Below are 18,541 nucleotides of genomic sequence, written 5' to 3' on the forward strand. Positions count from 1 at the left end.
ATCGGGCCGATCAGTCGTCCGCGGGCCGGCGGATCACGAACACCGACGACTCCCCGGACCCCGCCGGGAGCACGAGACGCCCGGACAGGAACTGCGCGAACGCGGGCACGGCGTAGCGCGCCGCGTCGAGCAGCTTCGGCAGCCGGCCGTAGGGCACGTCCCAGAGCCCGTCGGTGCCCTCGCGCTCCACCACGAACCCGTGGTCGGTGAGGAACTCCCGCCACTGGACGTGCGGTTTGAGGTTGATGTGGGTGGGATCGGCGAACCCCATCCACGCCTGGCCGGCCAGGCGCCGGCCGCGACCGGCGGGGTCGGGCATGACGACGAGGGCGTACCCGCCGGGCCGCAGGATGCGCCGCCACGTCCGGAGCGTCTCCGACGCCACCTCGTCGTCGAGGTGCTCGAGGACGTGGATCGCGGTCAGCACACCGAAGGCGCCGTCGGCGAGCTCGGCGACATCGGTGGTGACCGTGGAACCGGGCGCGTTCGCGCGGGCGGTGCGCGCCGAGTACTCGGAGATCTCGAAGCCCGCCGCCGGGCCGAGCGCGGAGAGACGCCGCACCAGGTGCCCGGTGCCGCAGCCGAAGTCGAGGTACGGGCCGCCGGCGGTGTAGCGGCGCACGAGACGGGTGTACCAGCGCAGCGCGGGACGATCGTCGGCCTGGCCGTTGGCCTGGTAGTACTGCTCGTCGTACTCGGTGCTCTCGGCGCTCACGCCTCGTTCCTCTCCTCGGCAGGACGGCGGCGCGAGGCCGCCAGGATCAGGGCACTGACCACCGCGCCCACCGCGCTGCCGACCCCGAACGCGACCTCACCGGAGAGGATCACACCCGGGACCAGCCAGAACGTGACGCCGGCGGTCAGGAGGCCCGCGGTCCAGCTCAGCGCGACGTCGCGGTGGCGACCCCGGGCGACGTGGACCTGGGTGACGACGACGAGCCCGATGTGGGCGAGCACCCCGCAGAGGATGATCGCGAGGTCCAGGCCGCCGATCGTGTAGTCGGCTCCGAAGACGAGCGACACCACCCAGGGGCCCACGAAGAAGGCCAGCGGGACGCCGATCGCCGCCACGGCGCCGAGCAGGGCGACGCCCTTCACGAGCAGGACGACCACCTCGCGCCTGCGGTCCGCGGCGATCAGCCGGGTCAGCGTGGGGACGACGGCCGACTGCAGGGGCACGACCATCGACAACGGCGCCTTGGCCAGGGTGAACGCGGCGACGAACACGCCGGCCGCGGCCTCGTTGGCCTCGCCGGCCTCGGCCACCACCAGGACCGGCAGCCCGTTGAGCAGCAGCTGCGCGCACACCGAGCCGACCAGCAGCGGCATGGCGGCGCGGGTCAGCCCGCGCACCGAGGGCCGGTCGGCGCGCGCCCCGGGGGACAACGGCCGCTCCCAGGCCACGGCCCGCCGCCACGCCGCGGGCAGCTGCGGCAGGTGCGCCAGCACGATCGCGGCCACGAGCGCCCAGCAGAACGCCGCCGCATCGGCGCCGCCCACGATGAAGACGCCGACGGCGAACCCGAGCCGCAGGACCGCGTCGAGCACCATGACCGCCGCGTGGCGCACGAGGCGGTCGGTGCCGATCAGGGTGCCGCGCACGAGGAACTGGCCCGCGGAGACGACGCACAGCGCCCCGAGGGCGAGCAGGACGGACACGTCGCCGTCCAGCGACCGCCAGATGATCGGCAGCGCCCCGACGAGCACCACGAGCGCGATCCCGGCGAGCACCGCGGCGGCGCCGCTCGCGGCGCGCAGGAGCGCCTGGCGGTCGCCGGGCAACGGCAGGCGCCGCGCGAGCTCCTGCTCGAGGGGCAGGAAGGCCCCGAAGCCCACGACGAGGGCGAGCGCCCAGAACGACCCGAACGTCGCGTACTCGGCGGGCGGGAGCGCACGGGCCACGACCGCGAGATAGACGTTGACGATCAGGCCGGAGACCAGGACGCCGAGACCGGCCGCACCGACCAGCCTCCGGGCGCCGACCCGGCCGGGCGTCTGGTCGCCCACGGCGAGCGACTCCTCACTCGGTGCTGTGATGCCCGGCAGCGTATCCCGCGACCCCGCCCTCCCCGTGCGCCACCCGCCGGGCCCACCCCGCGATTCGCCCGGCCGGGCGCCGGGTTACCGTGCCGGTCTCGGGCACGACAGAGGAGCGGCGGCTGGTGAGCACGGAGGCCCCGCCCGAGGTGTACGCCGAGGCCGATGACGTCGCCGCCCGGCCGGGACCCCGCCCCGCGCGCCCGTGGTCCTCGGTGGTGGCCGTCGTCGCGGGGCTCGTGGCCCTCGTCGGCGCCGTCCTGCTGCCGATCGCCCCCGTCTCGATGAGCGTCCCCGAGGTCCGTTGGCCGGCCGACCCCCGGGACCCGGCGCCGACGATGCTCATGCTCACCGCCTACGAGCCCATCGACATCGAGGCCCGCTTCAGCTGCCGGGCCGCGCGGGCCGCGGCGGCGACGCCCGACGGGGTCGTCCTGTCGACGATGGGTCCGACGTCGCCGGACGCCGACGCGGAGGCGCTGACCGTCAGAGCGCGCGACGGCGGGGTGACCGTCCGCAGCGGCGGCGAGGACCTCTACGCCGGCCCGCTGCCCGCGGGCGACTGCCGCGTCGTCGTCGGTGGCGACGCCGCGGCCATGCACGTCGTCGTCGACGGCGTGACCGTGTCGACCACCCCGAGCCGCATGCCCGAGCCCGATCCGGACGTGCTGCCGGAGTCGGAACCGGACCTCGCCCCGATCGCCGCGCTGCCCGAGGTGGACGCACTCCGGACCTCGCTGCCGGCCCTCCCGGACGCCACCCCCGACGACCTCTCCGTCCGGATGACGGTCGACAACGTCTTCGACCACTCCCCCGCGCCCCTCAAGTGGGCGCTCATCGGGACGATCCTCGCGGCGCTGGCGGTCGGTGCGGTCGCGATGACCGTCACGGCCGTCCGGCGCCCCCGGACCGACCGGCGCCCGGCGGAGACGGGGGCCCTCGCCCGGTGGATCGCCCTCGTGGGGGGACGCATGCGGCGCCTGCGCCCACGGGTGGTGGACGCCCTGGTGCCGGCGACGCTGCTCGCCTGGCTGTTCCTCGCGCCGCTGACCGACGACGACGGCTACTACAGCGCGATGGCGGCCAACGTGCCCTTCTCGGGCTACGTGCCGAACTACTACCAGCTCGACAACCAGGGCTTCACGCCCTTCTCCTGGCCGTACTACGCCCTCTCGTGGTGGCAGGAGACCTTCGGGATGGCGCCGACGGTGCTGCGCATCCCGGCCCTCGTCCTCGGGCTCGGGACGTGGTTCCTGGTCCGGTCGTTCGTCGCCCGCACCCGCCTGCTCGGGGAGGGCACGCGCCAGGGGCGGTGGGCCCACGCGGCGGCGCGGCTCGCGGCGGCCGCGGCGTTCCTGGCCTGGTGGCTGCCCTACGACATGGGCGTCCGGCCGGAGCCCGTCGTCGCCTTCTTCGCCCTGGCGACACTGGTCGCCGTCGTCGAAGGGATCGAGCGGCGCCGGCCGGCGCTGGTGGGGCTCGCGGTGGGGATCGGCTCCGCCGGCCTCATGGCCGCGCCGACCGGCTTCGTCGCGCTCGCGCCGCTGGTGGCCGCAGCCCCGGTCGTGTGGCGCTGGTTCCGCCGGGGGCCCGGTGGCTGGTGGGCGGTGGCGGGCCGATGGGTGGTGGTGCTCGCCCCCGCCGCGGTGGGGAGCCTGCTCGGCTTCGGCGACGGCGCCTACCGCGACTTCGTCCGCTCCCAGGAGATTTTCGCGCCCATCCAGCGGGCCGGCACCTGGTACCAGGAGATCACCCGCTACGAGGCGCTCCTCACCACCGAGTCGCACTTCGGGTCGTACGCCCGCCGGGCCGCCGTCCTGGTGTGCCTGCTCATGCTCGTGTGGTTCCTCGTCCTGGTCGTGGCGGCCCGGGCCCGGGACCTCGTGGTGCCCTTCCGACTCCCGTTCGCCGGGTGGACCGCGATCCTCGCCTTCGTCCTGCTCCTGCCCACCCCCAGCGCCCCGACCCACCACTTCGGCGCCCTGGCCGGGCTCGGGGCGGTGTTCCTGGCCCTGGTCCTCGTGGACGGTCCACCACTCCTCGCGCGGCTCGACCGGGAGCGGCCGGTCCCGCAGGCGACCCTGGCGGCCGCGGCGCTCTCGGCGGTCCTCGTCTTCGCCCTCGCCTGGCACGGCCGGGACATGTGGCCCTACGACCGGGGCCTCGGGATGCCGGCTTACGGCGACTTCCCCTCGGTGCGGGGCATCGAGTTCGACCAGCCGCTCTGGTGGGCCCTCGCGCTCGCCGGGGTCGCCGTCGCCGTGGCCGCCGCCGCCGCGCGCTGGGCGCCGGGGTGGCGACGGCTCGCGCTCGGCGTGGCGACGCCCGTGCTGGCCGTGGTCTTCCTGCTCACGTTCACCGTCTGGATGGTCGGCGACTTCGCCCGCGCGGCGGTGCTGACGTCGTCGACGTGGTCACCCCAGGTCGACGCCTGGAACGACCCGGGCGCGACCCGCTCGGGGATGGCCCACCAGATCGACGTCCTGGACCCCGGGAGCGCTCAGGCCCTCCCGCCCGCCACACCCCCCGCCACGGCGGCCGGCACCGAGGCCTTCGTCGCCGGCGCCTACCTCCCCACCAGCCCGCCCCCTCCGGGCCTGGAGCCGGACGTGCCGGTGTTCGGCAGCTTCCTGGTGCCCGCGCCGGGCGCGAACGCGGACTCACGCCGCGGCACGTTCATTACGGACTGGTACCGGCTCCCGCCATCGTCGCCGGACGCCGGCCTGGCCGTCTCCGTGTCCGGCCGTCTCGGCGACGGCGTGTCTCTGCGCGCCGAGTACGGGCGGGCGGACCCCTCGGGGTTCGTCCCGGTGGGCGAGCGGCTGATCGGCGACCCGGACAGCTCCGTCGAGTGGCGCACCGTGCCCCTCGTCGACGAGGCCGCCCCGCCGCCGGGCGCGGAGGTCGTCCGGCTGGTGGCGGTCGACGACAGCACCACCACCGGCGGCTGGCTCGCGTTCACCGGACCGACGGTGCGGCGCTGGGTGCCGCTGCCCGAGTTCCTCCCGGCCGACCGCGCCGTCGGGGTCGCGTGGCAGATGAAGTCGCTGTTCCCCGGCGTGCGCCAGCCGCGCCAGCAGGCGGGCATCACCGAGCCGGCGGCCGCCGCGATCGCCTACGGCGAGACGCCCCGGAACGCGCTGGCGGACTGGACGTTCGAGCCCGAGCGGGGCGGCCTCCTGGGCCACACCCATCGCGAGGCCGACGTCACCCGGCTCACCACGCGCTTCCGCGACGCCGGCGACGAGGTCGACGACCTGTGGGTCCTCGAGTACCGCCAGCCCTACCCGTCGGACGGCTTCGAGCTCATCCGGCGGCGGGAGACCGTCTCCGGCCTGCCCTGATCAGCTCTCCTGACCCTCCGCGAGCTGCCGGATCAGCCCGCCGGCGAGCACCATGGCCACCTGCCGGTCCGAGAGCTGGTGACGGAAGGTGTACTCGGTCCCGTCCACCCGGCCGGTCACCTCGTGCCCCTGCTGCAGCTGCTCGTGCACGTTCTCGAACGACAGGGTCGCGCCCTGGTCGATCTTCGGGCGCTCGCCCTCGTCCCCGAACTCGAGCGCGAGGATCCCGAAGTTGGCCAGGTTCTGCCAGTGGATGCGGGCGAAGGACTCCGCGATCACCACGCGCAGGCCGAGGTAGCGCGGACAGATCGCGGCGTGCTCGCGGGACGACCCCTGGCCGTAGTTCGCGCCGCCGACGATCGCGTGGCCGGTCGAGTCCTTGATCTCCTCGGCGTTCGCCGGGTAGTCGGGGTCGATCCGGATGAAGGCGAACTGCGCGAGCTTCGGGATGTTCGAGCGGTAGGGCAGGGCCTCCGCGCCGGCCGGGGAGATGTCGTCGGTGGAGATGTCGTCGCCGACCGCGAGGAGCACCGGCACCTCGAAGGAGTCGGGGAACCGGTCGAACTCCGGCAGCCCGGAGATGTTCGGGCCCTTGACCAGCTCCTCGTTCTTCGCCTCCTCCTCCGGCGGCGGCTCCTCGAGCATGTCGGGGATGACGGTGGGCTCGGGGAGGTCCAGGTCGCCCCAGGTGAGGCCGAGCTCCTCGGCGAGCTCGCGGGGATCGGTGATCTCACCGCGCAGCGCGCTGGCCGCCGCGGTCTCGGGCGAGCACAGCCAGACCCGGTCGTCCTTGCCGGCGCCGGAGCGTCCGGGGAAGTTGCGGGGGAAGGTCCGCAGGGAGTTCGTGCCGGGGGCGGGCGCCTGGCCCATCCCGATGCAGCCCATGCAGCCCGACTGGTGGATGCGGGCGCCCGCCGCGATCAACGAGGTCGTCCCGCCCCAGCGGGTGAGGTCGACGAGGATCGGCCGCGACGTCGGGTTCACGTCGAAGCTGACGCCGTGGTGGGTCTGGCGGCCGTCGACCATGCGGGCGGCGATGGCGAAGTCCCGCAGCCCCGGGTTCGCCGACGACCCGATGACCACCTGCCCGACCGGCGTCCCGGCCACCTCGCGCACGGGGACGACGTTGGCCGGCGACGACGGCTGGGCGATGAGCGGCTCGAGCTCCGAGAGGTCGATCGACTCGGTGACGTCGTACTCGGTGCCCTCCTCGGCGAGCAGCTCGGTGAAGTCGTCCTCGCGGTCCTCGCCCGCGAGGAAGCGGCGCACCTCGTCGTCGGCCGGGAACACGGTGGTCGTCGCCCCGAGCTCGGCGCCCATGTTGGCGATGACGTGGCGGTCCATCGCCGTGAGCGTCGCCAGCGCAGGCCCGTGGTACTCGATGATGCGGTTGGTGCCGCCCTTGGTGCCGTGGCGGCGGAGCATCTCGAGGACGACGTCCTTGGCCGAGCACCACGGGGGCAGCTCGCCGGTGAGCTCGACGCCCCAGATCTCGGGCATCCGGATGGTCAGCGGCTTCCCGGTGATCGCCAGCGCCACCTCGAGCCCGCCGACGCCGATGGCGAGCATGCCGAGCGAGCCGCAGGCCGGGGTGTGCGAGTCGGAGCCGATCATCGTCTTGCCCGGCGCCCCGAAACGCTGCATGTGCGTCGGGTGCGAGACGCCGTTGCCGGGCTGGGAGTACCAGAGCCCGAAGCGCCGGGCGGCCGAGCGCAGGTAGGCGTGGTCCTCGGCGTTCTTCTCGTCGGCCTGGAGCAGGTTGTGGTCGACGTACTGCACGGACACCTCGGTCCGGGCGCGTTCGAGCCCCAGCGACTCCAGTTCCTGCATCACGAGCGTCCCCGTCGCGTCCTGCGTCAGGGTCTGGTCGATGCGCAGGGCGATCTCCTCGCCGGGCGTCATCTCCCCGTCGACAAGGTGGGACGCGATGAGCTGGTGGGCGACTCCGTGGGGCATGCGGAACTCCCGAGGGGGCGGCGGCGGTGGCCCCTCGGGTACCCGATCAGCGCGGAGACGCTGCATCGGGTGGACGACGTGTGCGGGCTCGGTGTCAGGCCGGCTTGGCCGCCGCCTTCGTCACGTAGGCCTCGACGACCTGGCGGGCCTCGTAGATCGTCCGGGCGCTGCCCCAGGCATTCGGGTCGAGCCTGTTGTGGACCCAGCCGCCGGGAATCTGTCGCGTCCCCAGGCTCAGGTGCCCGACCTCCCGCTGCCACAGAATCTCGGACTGGAATCCGCGCGGGTCGTCCCAGTGCCAGGAATAGCCGTAGTCCTCCTGCTCCTCGAAGACCTCGACGCCATCGATCTCCATGACACGTCCTCCCCGTCGGGACCCGCGGTGGGGTCTCCCGATCTAGGATCGGTGGCCGCCGTGGTTCTCACGCGTGGCACTCGGAGCATTTTCGATGTGGCGTCCGGCGCAATTCACCGCCGCCGGACGGATCGAGGTGGAGGACGAACGTGACCGTTTACGTGTCGGTGCCGCAGATTCCCCTGACGCTGAAATTCGAGGAGGACCTCGGCGCGGTCGTCGCGCGGTTCACGGAGATCATCAACGAGGGCGAGGTGCACCGCTACGCGTTCGCCGACAACCAGGTCGTCCTGGTCAACTACGGCGTCATCGCGTCGGTGACGTTCTCCGAGGGTCCCCGCACCCTCGAGGTGTCCGAGCTGAACCGCGGCCTCGCCGCCCGACTCGACGACGCGTGAGCCGACCAGGTCCGTGACCTGCGCTGATCAGCGCATCGGCGTGTCCCGTCCGAATGAACGTGACTGCCGCCCGCCGCACTGGTAGTGACGGATGTTGCTCTCGTGACTACCGTGTGCAGCATGCAACGGGTGTTGGGGCTGCTCGCATTGGCCCTCGTGCTGTTCTGGATCATCGACTCGCCCGCGACCGCGGCGGCGACGGTCACCAGCATCCTGACGATCCTCGCCGGCTTCGCCGAGTCCATCGTGGACTTCTTCCGGGCCCTCTTCTAGGCCGTGCCGCCGCGACGTGTGCGCGGCTCCGGGTGCTGGGCACCCACCTCGTGACGACACCGTCACGAGAGGAGAACGATGCAGGAGCACGAGTTCGTGTCCGCGGTCAAGGAGAGCCTCGGTCTCCCGGACAACCGCAGCGCCGAGCGCGCCGTGAAGGCCACGCTGACCGTCCTCGGGCAGCGGCTCGAGGGCGGTGAGGCCAAGGACCTGGCCTCCCAGCTCCCCGGTTCCCTGGCCGACGCGCTGCCCAACGAAGGCGGCGGCGAGCGTTTCGACGTCGACACCTTCTACCAGCGGATCGCCGAGCAGGAGGGCGAGGGCGTCACCGTGGCCCAGGCCCGTCAGCACGCGCGCTCGATCGCCAAGGGCCTCGAGACCGCGCTCACCGACGGCGAGTGGCAGAACTTCACCAGCCAGCTCCCGAAGGACTACCAGGACTTCCTCGGCACCGAGCCGGTCGAGAAGCACTAGACGGTCGCTCCGGCGCGGCGCGCGACGTCCATGACGTAGGCGCCGTAGCCGGAGCTGGCCTGTCGCTCGCCGAGGAGATGCGCCTGGTCGGGGGTGATCCAACCCTTGGCCAGCGCGATCTCCTCGAGGCACGCGAAGCGCACGCCCTGGCGGTGCTCGAGGACCTGGACGTAGAGGCTGGCCTCGATGAGCGACTCGTGGGTGCCGGTGTCGAGCCAGGCGAAGCCGCGGCCGAGGTCGATCAGGCGGGCGTCGCCGCGGGCCACGTACGCCTGGTTGACGTCGGTGATCTCCAGCTCGCCCCGCGCCGACGGGGTCAGGGTGCGCGCGATGTCGAGAACGTCGTTGTCGTAGAAGTACAACCCGGTGATGGCGCGGTTGCTCCGCGGCGCCGCGGGCTTCTCCTCGATCGAGAGCAGCCGGCCGGTCTCGTCGGCCTCCCCGACGCCGTAGCGGCCGGGGTCGCGCACCGGGTAGCCGAACAGCACGCAGCCCTTCTCCGCCTCCAGGCGGGCGACCTGGTCGGCCAGGACCGTCGCGAAGCCCTGGCCGTGGAAGATGTTGTCGCCCAGCACCAGGGCGGCGGTGTCGTCGCCGACGTGGTCGGCGCCGATGAGGAACGCCTCGGCGAGCCCGTTCGGCGCGGCCTGCTCGGCGTAGTCGAAGCGCACCCCGAGCTCGCTGCCGTCACCGAGCAGCCGCCGGAACGCCGGCAGGTCCACCGGGGTCGAGATCACGAGGATGTCGCGGACCCCGGCCAGGAGCAGCACCGAGATCGGGTAGTAGATCATCGGCTTGTCGTAGACGGGCAGCAGCTGCTTGGACACCGCCCGGGTCACCGGGTGCAGCCGCGAGCCGGAGCCGCCGGCGAGCACGATCCCCTTCACGAGCGGCCCCAGTCCGCGCCGGCACCCTCGATGACCGGCGCCCGGCCGAGCAGCGGGCGCCACCAGTCCTCGTGGGTCCGGTACCAGTCGACGGTCGCCGCGATGCCCTCGTCCCACCCGATCCGCGGGGCCCACCCCAGCTCCGAGCGCAGCTTGGTGGAGTCGAGCAGGTAGCGGCGGTCGTGCGACGGGCGGTCCGGGACGATCGTCTTGAGGTCCGGCCCGAGACCCAGGGCGCCCAGGACGGCGTCGGCGATGCCCTCGACGTCGACCTCGTGCCCGGAGCCGACGTTGTAGGTCTCGCCCACCCGGCCGTGGTGGACCACCGCGTCGATCGCCGCGGCGTGGTCGTCGACGTGCAGCCACTCCCGGCGGTTCTTCGTCGACGCGTACAGCGGCAGCGGCTCACCGGCCAGCGCCCGCGTGGTGAACAACGGGATCACCTTCTCCGGGAACTGGAAGGGGCCGTAGTTGTTGGCGCAGTTGGTGATGCTGATCGGCACGTCGTAGGTGAGCCCGTAGGCCCGCACCACGTGGTCGCCGCCCGCCTTCGCCGCGTTGTAGGGCGTCCGCGGCCGGTACGGCGACTCCTCGGTGAACGACTCGTCGACGTCGAGGGGCAGGTCGCCGTAGACCTCGCAGGTGGAGATGTGGTGGAACCGGCCCACCCCGACCCGGTGGACCGCCTCGAGCAGACCCTGGGTGCCCATCACGTTGGTGGCGAAGAAGTCCCCGGGCCGCAGGATCGCCAGGCTGTTGTGCGACTCCGCGGCGAGGTTGACCACCACGTCCACCCCGTACGCCCGCAGCAGGTGCTCCACGAGCTCGGTGTTCGCGATCGAACCGTGCACGAACTCCACACCGTCGAGACCTTCGACGTTCTCGCGCACCCCGGCGTAGGTCAGCGCGTCCAGCGCCACCACCCGGTCCCCCGGGTGCTCGCGCCGCCAGTACCGCACCACGTTCGAGCCGATGAACCCGGCCGCGCCGGTCACGAGCACGGTCGCCACCGGTGGCCTCCCCTGGTCGTCGCGCGCGCCCGGCGTGCCGGGCTGGTCGACGCCCGATGCTGCCACGACCACCGGCGGAGCCGGGCCCGCCCTCCCGGCGCGGGGGCCGCTACAGCGTCGCGGCCGGCGGCGGGGGCGGCGTCGCACCGGCGTCGACGTCGTCGCCGCCGGGCAGGTGCACGTCGGTGATGACGACGTTGAGCTCGACGACGGTGACGCCGGCGATCTCCTCGACGGCCTTCGGCACGTGGCGACGCAGCGCGCGGACGAGCTCGCGGGCCCCGACGCCGTACTCGATCTCGACGTCCAGCCCGATGCGGGCCGTCTGGTTCTCGAGCTCGACGCGGACGCCCGCGGTGTTCTCGGTGCTCCCCGTGAGCGTCTGGCGCACCGCCCCGACGGCGCGGGAGGAGCTCGCTCCGAGCGCGACGACACCCGGGATCTCGCGCGCCGAGAACGCCGTCACCTTCTGGACCACCGAGGGCAGCACCTCGGTGGTGCCGTCGACGGCGGTCGGGTCGCCGACGGCGCCGGCGCCGCCGACCGACGTGGCCGTCGGCGTGGGGCTGGAGGGGGTGCTGCTCGGACGCTCGGCGCTGGTCATGTGCCCCGAGTACCCCGCCTCGTCCCGGCGGAGTCCGATCCCGTCCGCACGATCGGGCACCGCGGTCAGCGGTCGCGCGGCAGGAGCGGGCCCAGCGGTCCGAGATCCAGGTTGAGGTCGTCCGCCGTGAGCCCGAACTGCTCGGTGAGCTCGTCCATCGCCTCCGCCAGCAGCATCAGCGAGGTGCCGAGGTCCTCCTCCTCCTGCTCGGTGAGGTCGCCCTGGTCGACGCGCCGGATCGCCTGCCGCTCCATGAGCTGGCGCAGGAGCTCAACGATCGTGAGCACCAGCTTCATGAGGTCCCGGCGGACCTCGTCCTTGTCGATCTCGATGCGGTTCGCCCGCTCACTCATCGCCCGGCTCCAGCTCCCGAGCCGTCAGGGCCCTCGGCGCGGCGGCTCCGTTCCGCGGCGTGTCGCCCCGTTCGGCCCGCTCCGCCAGCGTGCCCTGCCGCTCCACCGGCGCGATCGACATGACCAGCGCCCGGAGCGAGATGCGTACGAGGTCGACCCCGGCGAGCGAGATCGTCAGGTCGCCGACGAGCACGACACCGCCGGCGAGCAGCCGGTCGAGCAGGTCGACCAGCGCGACCTCCTCGTCCCCGAACAGCGACGTCGCCCGTGGCTCGAGCTCTCCCGAGGACGGGCCCGTCACGGCGCCGACCCCTCCGCGGCGGCGGCGAAGGAGTAGGGGACCCAGGGCCCGGTGAGCTCGACCCGCATCTTCGGGTGGTCCTGGTAGGAGGCGACGACGGCGCGGAGCTCGTCGGCCCGCTCGACCGGCAGCAGGTAGGCCTGGTTGAGGACCATCGGGTCGGACTGCCCCGACAGCTGCGCGTCCTGCAGACGGTGGCTCCGGGTGGCGGCGGCGAGGGCCGACGCGGCCGCGTCCACCTCGCCGGCGGCCCGGCGGGCGTCCTCGAGCGTCGTGTCGCCCTCGCGCAGGGCCTTGCGGCGCTGACGGAGGTAGTCCGCACCCGACCGCGGCTTCTCGGCCTCCGCCTCGGCCGCGTCCGGGCGGCCCTTGCGGGCGTAGACCTTGAGACCCCACTCGGCGCGTCCGTCGAGACGGTCGAGCACCGCGGAGAAGGTCTCGGCGCTCTCCTCGAGCACCGCCCGCACCCGCTCGTCGTCGAAGTAGACGGTGGCCAGCCCGAGCGGCGCCACGAGGTGGTCGCGCCCGAGGGTGTCGACGACGTGGTGGTGCGCCCGGGCGGTCGCGGCCAGCCACTCGAGGTCCTCCAGGCGCTCCTCGAGCGCCCGTTCCTGGAACTCGGCGCGGTCGGCGTCGCTCACCACGGCCGTCACGCCGCGGTGCTCGACCGTCCGGACGGGACGGCCGCCGAGGCCCTCGATCCCCGCCACGGCGGCGGGGTCGACGTCGCGGGCGACGGCGTAGACGTAGGTCAGCGTGTCGCTCATTCCTCCGCCTTCCGACGTCGGCGCGGCGCGGCCTTCCCCCCGCCGCCCTGTCGCGCCGTCTGCTTCGGCCGGCGCGCGGGCTGGGGTTCGGGCTCCTCGGTGTCGTCGACGATCTCGGCGTCGACCAGCTCGCCCTCGTCGTCGGCCTCGTCGTCCAGGCCCTCGGCGTCGTCGGACTCGTCGTCGCCCTCGAGGGCCGCCTGTCCGTTGCGGCCCTCCAGCGCCTCGAGGCGCTCCCGCAGCCGGCGGTTCTCCTGTTCGAGCTCGCTGTGGCCCGAGGAGAGGGTGGGGTCGCGCTCCCACCAGTCGATGCCCATCTCCTTGGCCCGGTCGACCGACGCCACGATGAGCCGGAGCTTGATCGTCAGCAGCTCGATGTCGAGCAGGTTGATCTGGACGTCGCCGGCGATGACGATGCCCTTGTCGAGGACCCGCTCGAGGATGTCGGCGAGGTTCGTGCCGTCGCCGCCGCCCTGGGCCGCCGGCTGGCGGCCGCCGGCCTGGTTCGGGGCGGACGGCATCTGCCCGGTCCAGCGCACCGGGTCGCTCATGGTCACTCCCTCTCGTGTCCCCCCGGCTCGCGTCGCGCCGTCACTCGTCGTCGCCGCGGCCCCGTGTGTAGCGCTTCAGCCGTTTGTAGCTGATCAGCTCGCCGTCCTCGTCCATCTCGGCCTCGTAGATCGCCAGAATGTCGGTGGACTCGGGGATCCGGTGGCTCTCCACCACCTCCAGGCCCACGACGTAGCCCTCGTCGGTGCGGCGCACCGAGGTGATCGACTCGCTTTCCTTGCCGCTCATCTCCATCACCTGCTCCGCCGCGTAGCGGGCGATCTTGCGAGCGGGGATGGGCTTCTTGGGCGCCGGTTCGGGCTCGGGTTCGGGCTCGTCGACGTCCTCGGGCTCGTCGACGTCCTCGGCGTCGTCGAGATCCTCGGCGTCGTCCAGGTCCTCGGGCTCGTCCTCGACGTCGTCGTCGACGTCGTCCAGGTCCTCCGGCTCCTCGATCTCCTCCGGTTCGGCCGCGTCCTCCACGGCGTCCTCAGCGGTGTCGTCGGCGTCGTCGGCGGCGTCGTCCGTGGTGTCCTCCGCGCGACGGCGGCGGGGGCGTTCCTGCTCGCCCTCCGGACGGCGCCGACGGCGCGGACGCTCCTCGTCCCCACCGGAGTCCGCCGGGGCCTCCTCGGCGGCGGGCCGACGCCGACGACGGGGTCGTTCCTGGTCCGGGGCCGAGTCGCCGTCCTCCTCGGTCCGGCGCCGACGGCGCGGGCGCTCGTCGTCCGATCCCGCGGTGCCGTTCCCGCCGTCGGACGTCCGGCGCCGCTTCGGGCGCTCCTCGTCGGAGCCGGTCGAGGCCTCCGATGTCCGGCGCCGCTTCGGACGCTCCTCGTCGGAGCCACTCGAGGCCTCCGACGTCCGGCGCCGCTTCGGACGCTCCTCGTCGGAGCCACTCGACGCCTCGGACGACCGACGACGTCGCGGCCGCTCGCCCTCCGCCTCGCCCTCCGGGCGCCGACGCCTACGAGGGCGCTCCTCGTCGGACCCGGACGTCGTCTCGGACGTCCGGCGCCGGCGACGCGGTTTGTCCTCGGCCGACTCCGAGGCCGAGGACTCCGAGGGGGTCGCGTCCCCGTTCGACCGACGTCGCTTCGGCGCGTCCTCCCCGGAATCCCCGGACGCCGCCGAACGTCGGCGGCGGGGCCGTTCCTGATCGGTGACGCGCGGGGCGTCGTCGTCCTCGGTGACGTCGGCGGACCGCGTCACGCCCCACCCCCGCCCACGAGGCGCTGCAGCAGGACACTCTGCTGCTCGTCCCGTTCGTTCTCGCTGATCTCACCGCGGTCGAACGCGGCGTCCAGCTCGTCGATCTGCGCGCGGATGACGGCGGGGTCGTTCATCTGGTGGTCGACCTGGTCGGCGATCTTCTCGCCGACCCAGGCCACCCCGCGGACCGGGGCGAGGGGCAGGAGCAGCAGCTCGGTGAAGAAACCCACGATGCGCCGGCCCTCAGGCCTGGGCCTCGGGAGGCGCTTCGAACTCGGGCAGGAAGTCGAAGGCCGCCGTGGGCCCGATGAGCCGCAGCTCGACCCGCCCGGCCCAGGCGTTGCCCAGGTCATCGACGGCCTGCTCGAAATCGTCACGCCCGTCGGTCTTCACGAGGAACGCCAGGTGCACGGCCCCGTTCTCGCCGCCCGCCTCCTTGACCTCGGTCGCCACCGCGAACTTCGAGAGCGCGTCGACCGTGGCCTGCGCGTCCTCCTGCCGCAGCTGGTCCATCGCCTTCGAGATCGACTCGCCGAGCTGGATGCGGTCGTAGTAGCTCGCGTCCTCGCTGACCCCGGCGATCTTCTCCCGCAGCTGCTGGATACGGGGATCCGACTGGACGATGCGGGTGAGGATGACGTCCTGGTTGTAGTCGCCGCGCAGCCGGAACTCGAGGTGGCCGCGGAGCTGGTCGAGCGCGCGCAGGAAGTAGTCCTGGTGCGGCTTCAGCAGCTCGTCGGCGACCGCGTCGTCGTCGGTGACGACCGCCCCGAAACGCATCGGGAGCACCGGCACCTCCTGCGCGATCGCGTTGAGGACGGCCTCGTGCGCCATCAGGTCGCGCCGGGTGCCCAGGGGGCGGTCGGCCGACACGTCGCTGACGACCGCCGCGAGCTCGCCCTCGGTGACGAGACCCAGCTCGCCGTCCTCGTCGCCGTGCGGGATCGGCTCGAGCCCGTCGGGGATACGCATCCCCGCCGGGACGATGCCGTAGATGTAGGACCCGCGGGTCGTGCTCCGGGACTTGGTGGAGTCCTCCGTCGTGGTCACCTCGGCCCCCTCACGCCTTCTCGCGCTTGCTCTGCTGGCGCTCGCCGCGGACCTCGTCCCACTTCTCCTTGCCGGCGTCGAGCACCCCCTTGGTCTTGCCCTTCGCGCCGCCCTCGGTGGCGCCCTCGGTGAGGCCGCCCATGAACTCCCCGAGGTCCTTGCCACCCTTCTGGTGCAGGTCGAGGCGGTTGGTGGCCTCGGCGAACTTCAGATAGGTGTCGACACTCGCCACGACGATCCGGGCGTCGATGGTGATCAGCTCGATGCCGACCAGCGACACCTTGACGAACGCATCGATCACGAGGCCCTTGTCGAGGATGAGGTCGAGGACCTCGGCGAGCCCGCCCTGGGGTGCCTTCTGGACGCCGCCGCCCGATTGCTGGCTGATCGTCACGCTGTCTCACTTCCTCCCTGTGCGGATCGCCCACGACGGGCCCCGGGGACCGGGACCCGTCGTGGGCGTCGATCGGCCGTCGATCAGGCCGGAGTGCGCTGGCGCCGCGAGCGACGACGCGGGCGGTCGTCCTCCTCGGCGGGGGCGTCCTCCGCGGCCTCGTCCTCGGCGTCCTCCGGGAGGTCGTCGTCGACGTCCTCCTCGGCCTCGTCCTCGAGCTCGTCGTCGAGCTCGTCCTCGTCCGCCTCGTCCTCGAGCTCATCGAGGTCCTCGTCGGCGTCCTCGTCGGCGTCCTCGTCGGCGTCCTCGTCCTCGGCCACGAGGTCGTCGTCGACGTCCTCGTCCTCGTCGAGGTCCTCGTCGGCGAGCTCGCCGTCCTCGCCCTCCTCGGAGTCCTCGAGCTCCTCGAGCTCCTCGTCCTCCTCGGCCGCCCGCTGCTCCTCCTCGAGGGCTTCCTCGTGGGTCTTGACGACCTCGCTGTCGCGGATCTCGCCGCGCCAGCCCTCGAGCTCCTCGCGGTTGATCAGCGTGTCCATCATGACGTGACGGCAGAAGTGCTTGAACTCGAGCCGGGCACGACGCCCGACCGCACGCCAGAGGTTCCCCGTCTTCTCGAAGAAGCCCTGCGGGTAGTACTCCATGATCAGGACGATGCGCGTCAGGTTCGGCGCGAGTTCACTGAACGTCACGATCCCGTCCGCGGAACCCTTTGCTCCCGACGACACCCACAGAATGTGGCTATCCGGGACCTGTTCGCGGATAGTCGTCTCCCAGGAACGACGCGACCAGAACACCTTCGCGGTCCAGACGACCTTCTCGTCGGACTCCTGATTGACCGTCTCGACCTTCTTCATGAAGCTCGGGAAGTCCGCCATCTGGGTCCACTGGTCGTAGGCCACGCGCAGCGGGACCCCGACGTCCTGGACCTCGTAGATGTTCATGAACTTGAACTTGCCGCGGCCGGTGCTGCCGCTGCCGCCACCGCTTCCGCTGCCGTCCTCGTCACCCTCGTCGTCGTCGTCCCCGCCGCCGATGCCGAGCGCTCCCGTGACCTTGTCCTTCACCGCGGACAGCCCACCCTTCAGTGCGCCGCCCACGGCGCTCCCGCCCTGCATCATTGACTGGCCGCCGCCGAGGGCGGCCGAGAGGCCGACCCCGCCGTTCTCGGCGACGTCGGTGAGCCGGCCGGTGAGGCCCTCGACCTGGTCGAGGGCGGCGTTGACGGCCTTGTCGGTGGCCGTCTTCAGCAGCGTCTGCGCCGCCTGCTTGAGACGGTCGACGGGCAGCACATCGGTGATCGACGAGCCGGACCCGCCCTCGTCGTCGTGCGGGACCTGACCGTTCGAGGCCGCCCGCGGGTCTGTCGTGGACTCAGTCATCGCGCTTCCCCGATCCACGGCGCGAGCCGGAGCCGGCCGCTGCCTTGCTGCGCGACCCCGACGACGTCCGACGCGTCGAGCCGTTGCTGGTGCGGTTCGCGCTGTCGTCGGACGACGCGCCCGACGACGAACGACGACGACGCTCCTGGCCGGTGTCGCTGCTGGTCGAGCCGCTGCCCGACGAGCCGCTGCCGGAGCTCTTCGACGACGCCGACGGCGGCCGCGAGGCCCGGCGACGCGACGGGGCCCGCGAGGGGGCCTCCTCGGGCTCGTCGGCCTCCTCGGTCTCGGCCACGGCCTCGTCCGACCCGGACTGCTCCGTGTCGTCGACCTCGTCATCGACGTCCTCGACGTCCTCGATCTCGTCGGCGGCGTCCACGCCGTCGTCGACCGGCTCCTCGGCGGCAGCCGCCTTGCGACGACGTCCTCCGCGCGCGGCCTTGCCGACCGCGCCGCCGGCACCGCTGACCGCGCCACCGACGGCCGACCCGGCCGTCCCGGCGGCATCGCCGACCGCGCCGCCGGCCTGGCCGACGGCGTCGCCGGCGGCACCCGCGGTCTGGCCCGCGGCCTGCGTCGCCGCACCCGCCGCGTCCGCGGCCGGCTTGCCGAGGTTCTCGACCCGGTTGACCAGGTTGTCGGTGAGGGCCTCCATGCGCGAGCTCGCGACGGCCAGCGCGGCGTCCTTGCCGGCCTCGAGCAGCCGACCCCGCACCGCACTGTCGAGCTTCTGGAGCTCGGGTGACGCCTGGATCAGCTTCGAGGCCTGCCCCAGCAGCTGGGCGGGATCGGTGGAGATCTTCTTCCCGGCCAGCGCTGCGCCGAACATGATGGCGAGCTTCATCTTCTTCGTACGACCGAGTAGATAGCCGCCGATGACCGCGAGGGCCAATTTCAGGCCGGTTCCGGGCACCGTGCACCTCCGAATGGATTGGTCCGCCTGTGCGGTGGACCACAGCCCGCCGCCTACGGAGCCGGACATTACATCGCGTGCTTCCGGAATGCGCTAGACCGGTAAGATCAAATTTGCGATGGTCCGTTCGCCCCAATTGGTGATCACCAGAGCACGAAGGGTGGCCGCGCATTCGGGTGTCGTTCTCGTGCCTCAAACATCTGCGTCCGTTCGCTCATTCTTAATGGACAAGACGTCAGTACGTGATCGACCGGACGCGCAGGGTGTATGTGTCGCTGTTCGATC

General features: G+C 72.7%; 21 protein-coding genes. 4 read left to right on the top strand and 17 right to left on the bottom strand.

The window, feature by feature from the left end; translation table 11 throughout:
* Nucleotides 1-10 precede the first annotated feature (10 nt).
* Complete coding sequence (locus OG774_RS19400) at nucleotides 11-715, bottom strand: class I SAM-dependent methyltransferase (protein WP_328303420.1); 705 nt, start codon at nucleotides 713-715, stop codon at nucleotides 11-13.
* On the bottom strand, nucleotides 712-2,007 hold the full coding sequence (locus tag OG774_RS19405; protein WP_328303422.1) for a lipopolysaccharide biosynthesis protein: 1,296 nt from the start codon (nucleotides 2,005-2,007) through the stop codon (nucleotides 712-714). Before OG774_RS19405 ends, OG774_RS19400 begins: the two co-directional genes overlap by 4 nt.
* Nucleotides 2,008-2,162: 155 nt before the next feature.
* Between OG774_RS19405 and OG774_RS19410 the strand changes: the two genes are divergently transcribed.
* Entirely contained in the window at nucleotides 2,163-5,381 is a 3,219-nt protein-coding gene (locus OG774_RS19410; protein ID WP_328303424.1) for an arabinosyltransferase domain-containing protein, read from the top strand.
* Here OG774_RS19410 and OG774_RS19415 read toward each other — a convergent pair whose 3' ends face one another.
* Both OG774_RS19415 and OG774_RS19420 read right to left on the bottom strand, forming a co-directional pair.
* Nucleotides 5,382-7,337, bottom strand: coding sequence for an aconitate hydratase (locus OG774_RS19415; RefSeq protein WP_328303427.1), 1,956 nt, complete (start codon nucleotides 7,335-7,337; stop codon nucleotides 5,382-5,384).
* A 94-nt stretch (nucleotides 7,338-7,431) separates the two neighbouring features.
* Nucleotides 7,432-7,692 carry a hypothetical protein gene (locus OG774_RS19420; protein WP_328303429.1) on the bottom strand — a complete coding sequence of 87 codons (261 nt, stop codon included), beginning with the start codon at nucleotides 7,690-7,692 and terminating at the stop codon, nucleotides 7,432-7,434.
* Between the two features lie 149 nt (nucleotides 7,693-7,841).
* Between OG774_RS19420 and OG774_RS19425 the strand changes: the two genes are divergently transcribed.
* From OG774_RS19425 to OG774_RS19435, 3 genes are all read left to right on the top strand, one after another.
* Nucleotides 7,842-8,090 carry a hypothetical protein gene (locus OG774_RS19425; protein WP_274187261.1) on the top strand — a complete coding sequence of 83 codons (249 nt, stop codon included), beginning with the start codon at nucleotides 7,842-7,844 and terminating at the stop codon, nucleotides 8,088-8,090.
* A 120-nt stretch (nucleotides 8,091-8,210) separates the two neighbouring features.
* Nucleotides 8,211-8,363: a hypothetical protein gene (locus OG774_RS19430; RefSeq protein ID WP_274187262.1), complete on the top strand. Its 153-nt coding sequence runs from the start codon at nucleotides 8,211-8,213 to the stop codon at nucleotides 8,361-8,363.
* Nucleotides 8,364-8,441: 78 nt separating this feature from the next.
* Nucleotides 8,442-8,837 carry a DUF2267 domain-containing protein gene (locus OG774_RS19435; RefSeq protein ID WP_328303432.1) on the top strand — a complete coding sequence of 132 codons (396 nt, stop codon included), beginning with the start codon at nucleotides 8,442-8,444 and terminating at the stop codon, nucleotides 8,835-8,837.
* Here OG774_RS19435 and rfbA read toward each other — a convergent pair.
* From rfbA to OG774_RS19500, 13 genes are all read right to left on the bottom strand, one after another.
* Complete coding sequence (gene rfbA, locus OG774_RS19440; RefSeq protein WP_328303434.1) at nucleotides 8,834-9,724, bottom strand: glucose-1-phosphate thymidylyltransferase RfbA; 891 nt, start codon at nucleotides 9,722-9,724, stop codon at nucleotides 8,834-8,836. The genes OG774_RS19435 and rfbA overlap by 4 nt on opposite strands.
* Nucleotides 9,721-10,734, bottom strand: a complete 1,014-nt coding sequence (rfbB, locus tag OG774_RS19445) for a dTDP-glucose 4,6-dehydratase (RefSeq protein ID WP_328303436.1) — start codon at nucleotides 10,732-10,734, stop codon at nucleotides 9,721-9,723. The genes rfbA and rfbB overlap by 4 nt, the downstream gene beginning before the upstream one ends.
* Before the next feature lie 109 nt (nucleotides 10,735-10,843).
* Complete coding sequence (locus OG774_RS19450; RefSeq protein WP_328303438.1) at nucleotides 10,844-11,338, bottom strand: Asp23/Gls24 family envelope stress response protein; 495 nt, start codon at nucleotides 11,336-11,338, stop codon at nucleotides 10,844-10,846.
* A gap of 65 nt (nucleotides 11,339-11,403) precedes the next feature.
* Nucleotides 11,404-11,691, bottom strand: coding sequence for a gas vesicle protein K (locus tag OG774_RS19455; protein ID WP_274196936.1), 288 nt, complete (start codon nucleotides 11,689-11,691; stop codon nucleotides 11,404-11,406).
* A complete protein-coding gene (locus OG774_RS19460; protein WP_442873891.1) occupies nucleotides 11,684-11,992 on the bottom strand; it encodes a gas vesicle protein in 309 nt (102 codons plus the stop codon). Before OG774_RS19460 ends, OG774_RS19455 begins: the two co-directional genes overlap by 8 nt.
* The gene (locus tag OG774_RS19465; protein ID WP_328303442.1) at nucleotides 11,989-12,759 is read right to left on the bottom strand and encodes a GvpL/GvpF family gas vesicle protein; all 771 of its coding nucleotides are present in this window, start codon (nucleotides 12,757-12,759) and stop codon (nucleotides 11,989-11,991) included. The genes OG774_RS19460 and OG774_RS19465 overlap by 4 nt, the downstream gene beginning before the upstream one ends.
* Nucleotides 12,756-13,310, bottom strand: a complete 555-nt coding sequence (locus OG774_RS19470) for a gas vesicle protein (protein WP_328303444.1) — start codon at nucleotides 13,308-13,310, stop codon at nucleotides 12,756-12,758. The genes OG774_RS19465 and OG774_RS19470 overlap by 4 nt, the downstream gene beginning before the upstream one ends.
* A gap of 40 nt (nucleotides 13,311-13,350) precedes the next feature.
* Complete coding sequence (gene gvpO, locus OG774_RS19475) at nucleotides 13,351-14,520, bottom strand: gas vesicle protein GvpO (protein WP_328303446.1); 1,170 nt, start codon at nucleotides 14,518-14,520, stop codon at nucleotides 13,351-13,353.
* On the bottom strand, nucleotides 14,517-14,750 hold the full coding sequence (locus tag OG774_RS19480) for a gas vesicle protein GvpG (RefSeq protein ID WP_328303448.1): 234 nt from the start codon (nucleotides 14,748-14,750) through the stop codon (nucleotides 14,517-14,519). The genes gvpO and OG774_RS19480 overlap by 4 nt, the downstream gene beginning before the upstream one ends.
* Nucleotides 14,751-14,763: 13 nt before the next feature.
* A complete protein-coding gene (locus OG774_RS19485; RefSeq protein ID WP_328303450.1) occupies nucleotides 14,764-15,570 on the bottom strand; it encodes a GvpL/GvpF family gas vesicle protein in 807 nt (268 codons plus the stop codon).
* A gap of 10 nt (nucleotides 15,571-15,580) precedes the next feature.
* Nucleotides 15,581-15,964 (bottom strand): gas vesicle protein GvpJ, encoded by a 384-nt coding sequence (gene gvpJ / locus OG774_RS19490; RefSeq protein WP_274187273.1) that lies wholly within the window; start codon nucleotides 15,962-15,964, stop codon nucleotides 15,581-15,583.
* Between the two features lie 83 nt (nucleotides 15,965-16,047).
* Nucleotides 16,048-17,343, bottom strand: coding sequence for an SRPBCC family protein (locus OG774_RS19495; RefSeq protein WP_328303455.1), 1,296 nt, complete (start codon nucleotides 17,341-17,343; stop codon nucleotides 16,048-16,050).
* A complete protein-coding gene (locus OG774_RS19500) occupies nucleotides 17,336-18,256 on the bottom strand; it encodes a hypothetical protein (RefSeq protein ID WP_328303457.1) in 921 nt (306 codons plus the stop codon). Before OG774_RS19500 ends, OG774_RS19495 begins: the two co-directional genes overlap by 8 nt.
* Between the last annotated feature and the right edge of the window lie 285 nt (nucleotides 18,257-18,541).

It is taken from the genome of Actinomycetospora sp. NBC_00405 (assembly GCF_036044095.1).
GTDB lineage: Bacteria > Actinomycetota > Actinomycetes > Mycobacteriales > Pseudonocardiaceae > Actinomycetospora > Actinomycetospora callitridis.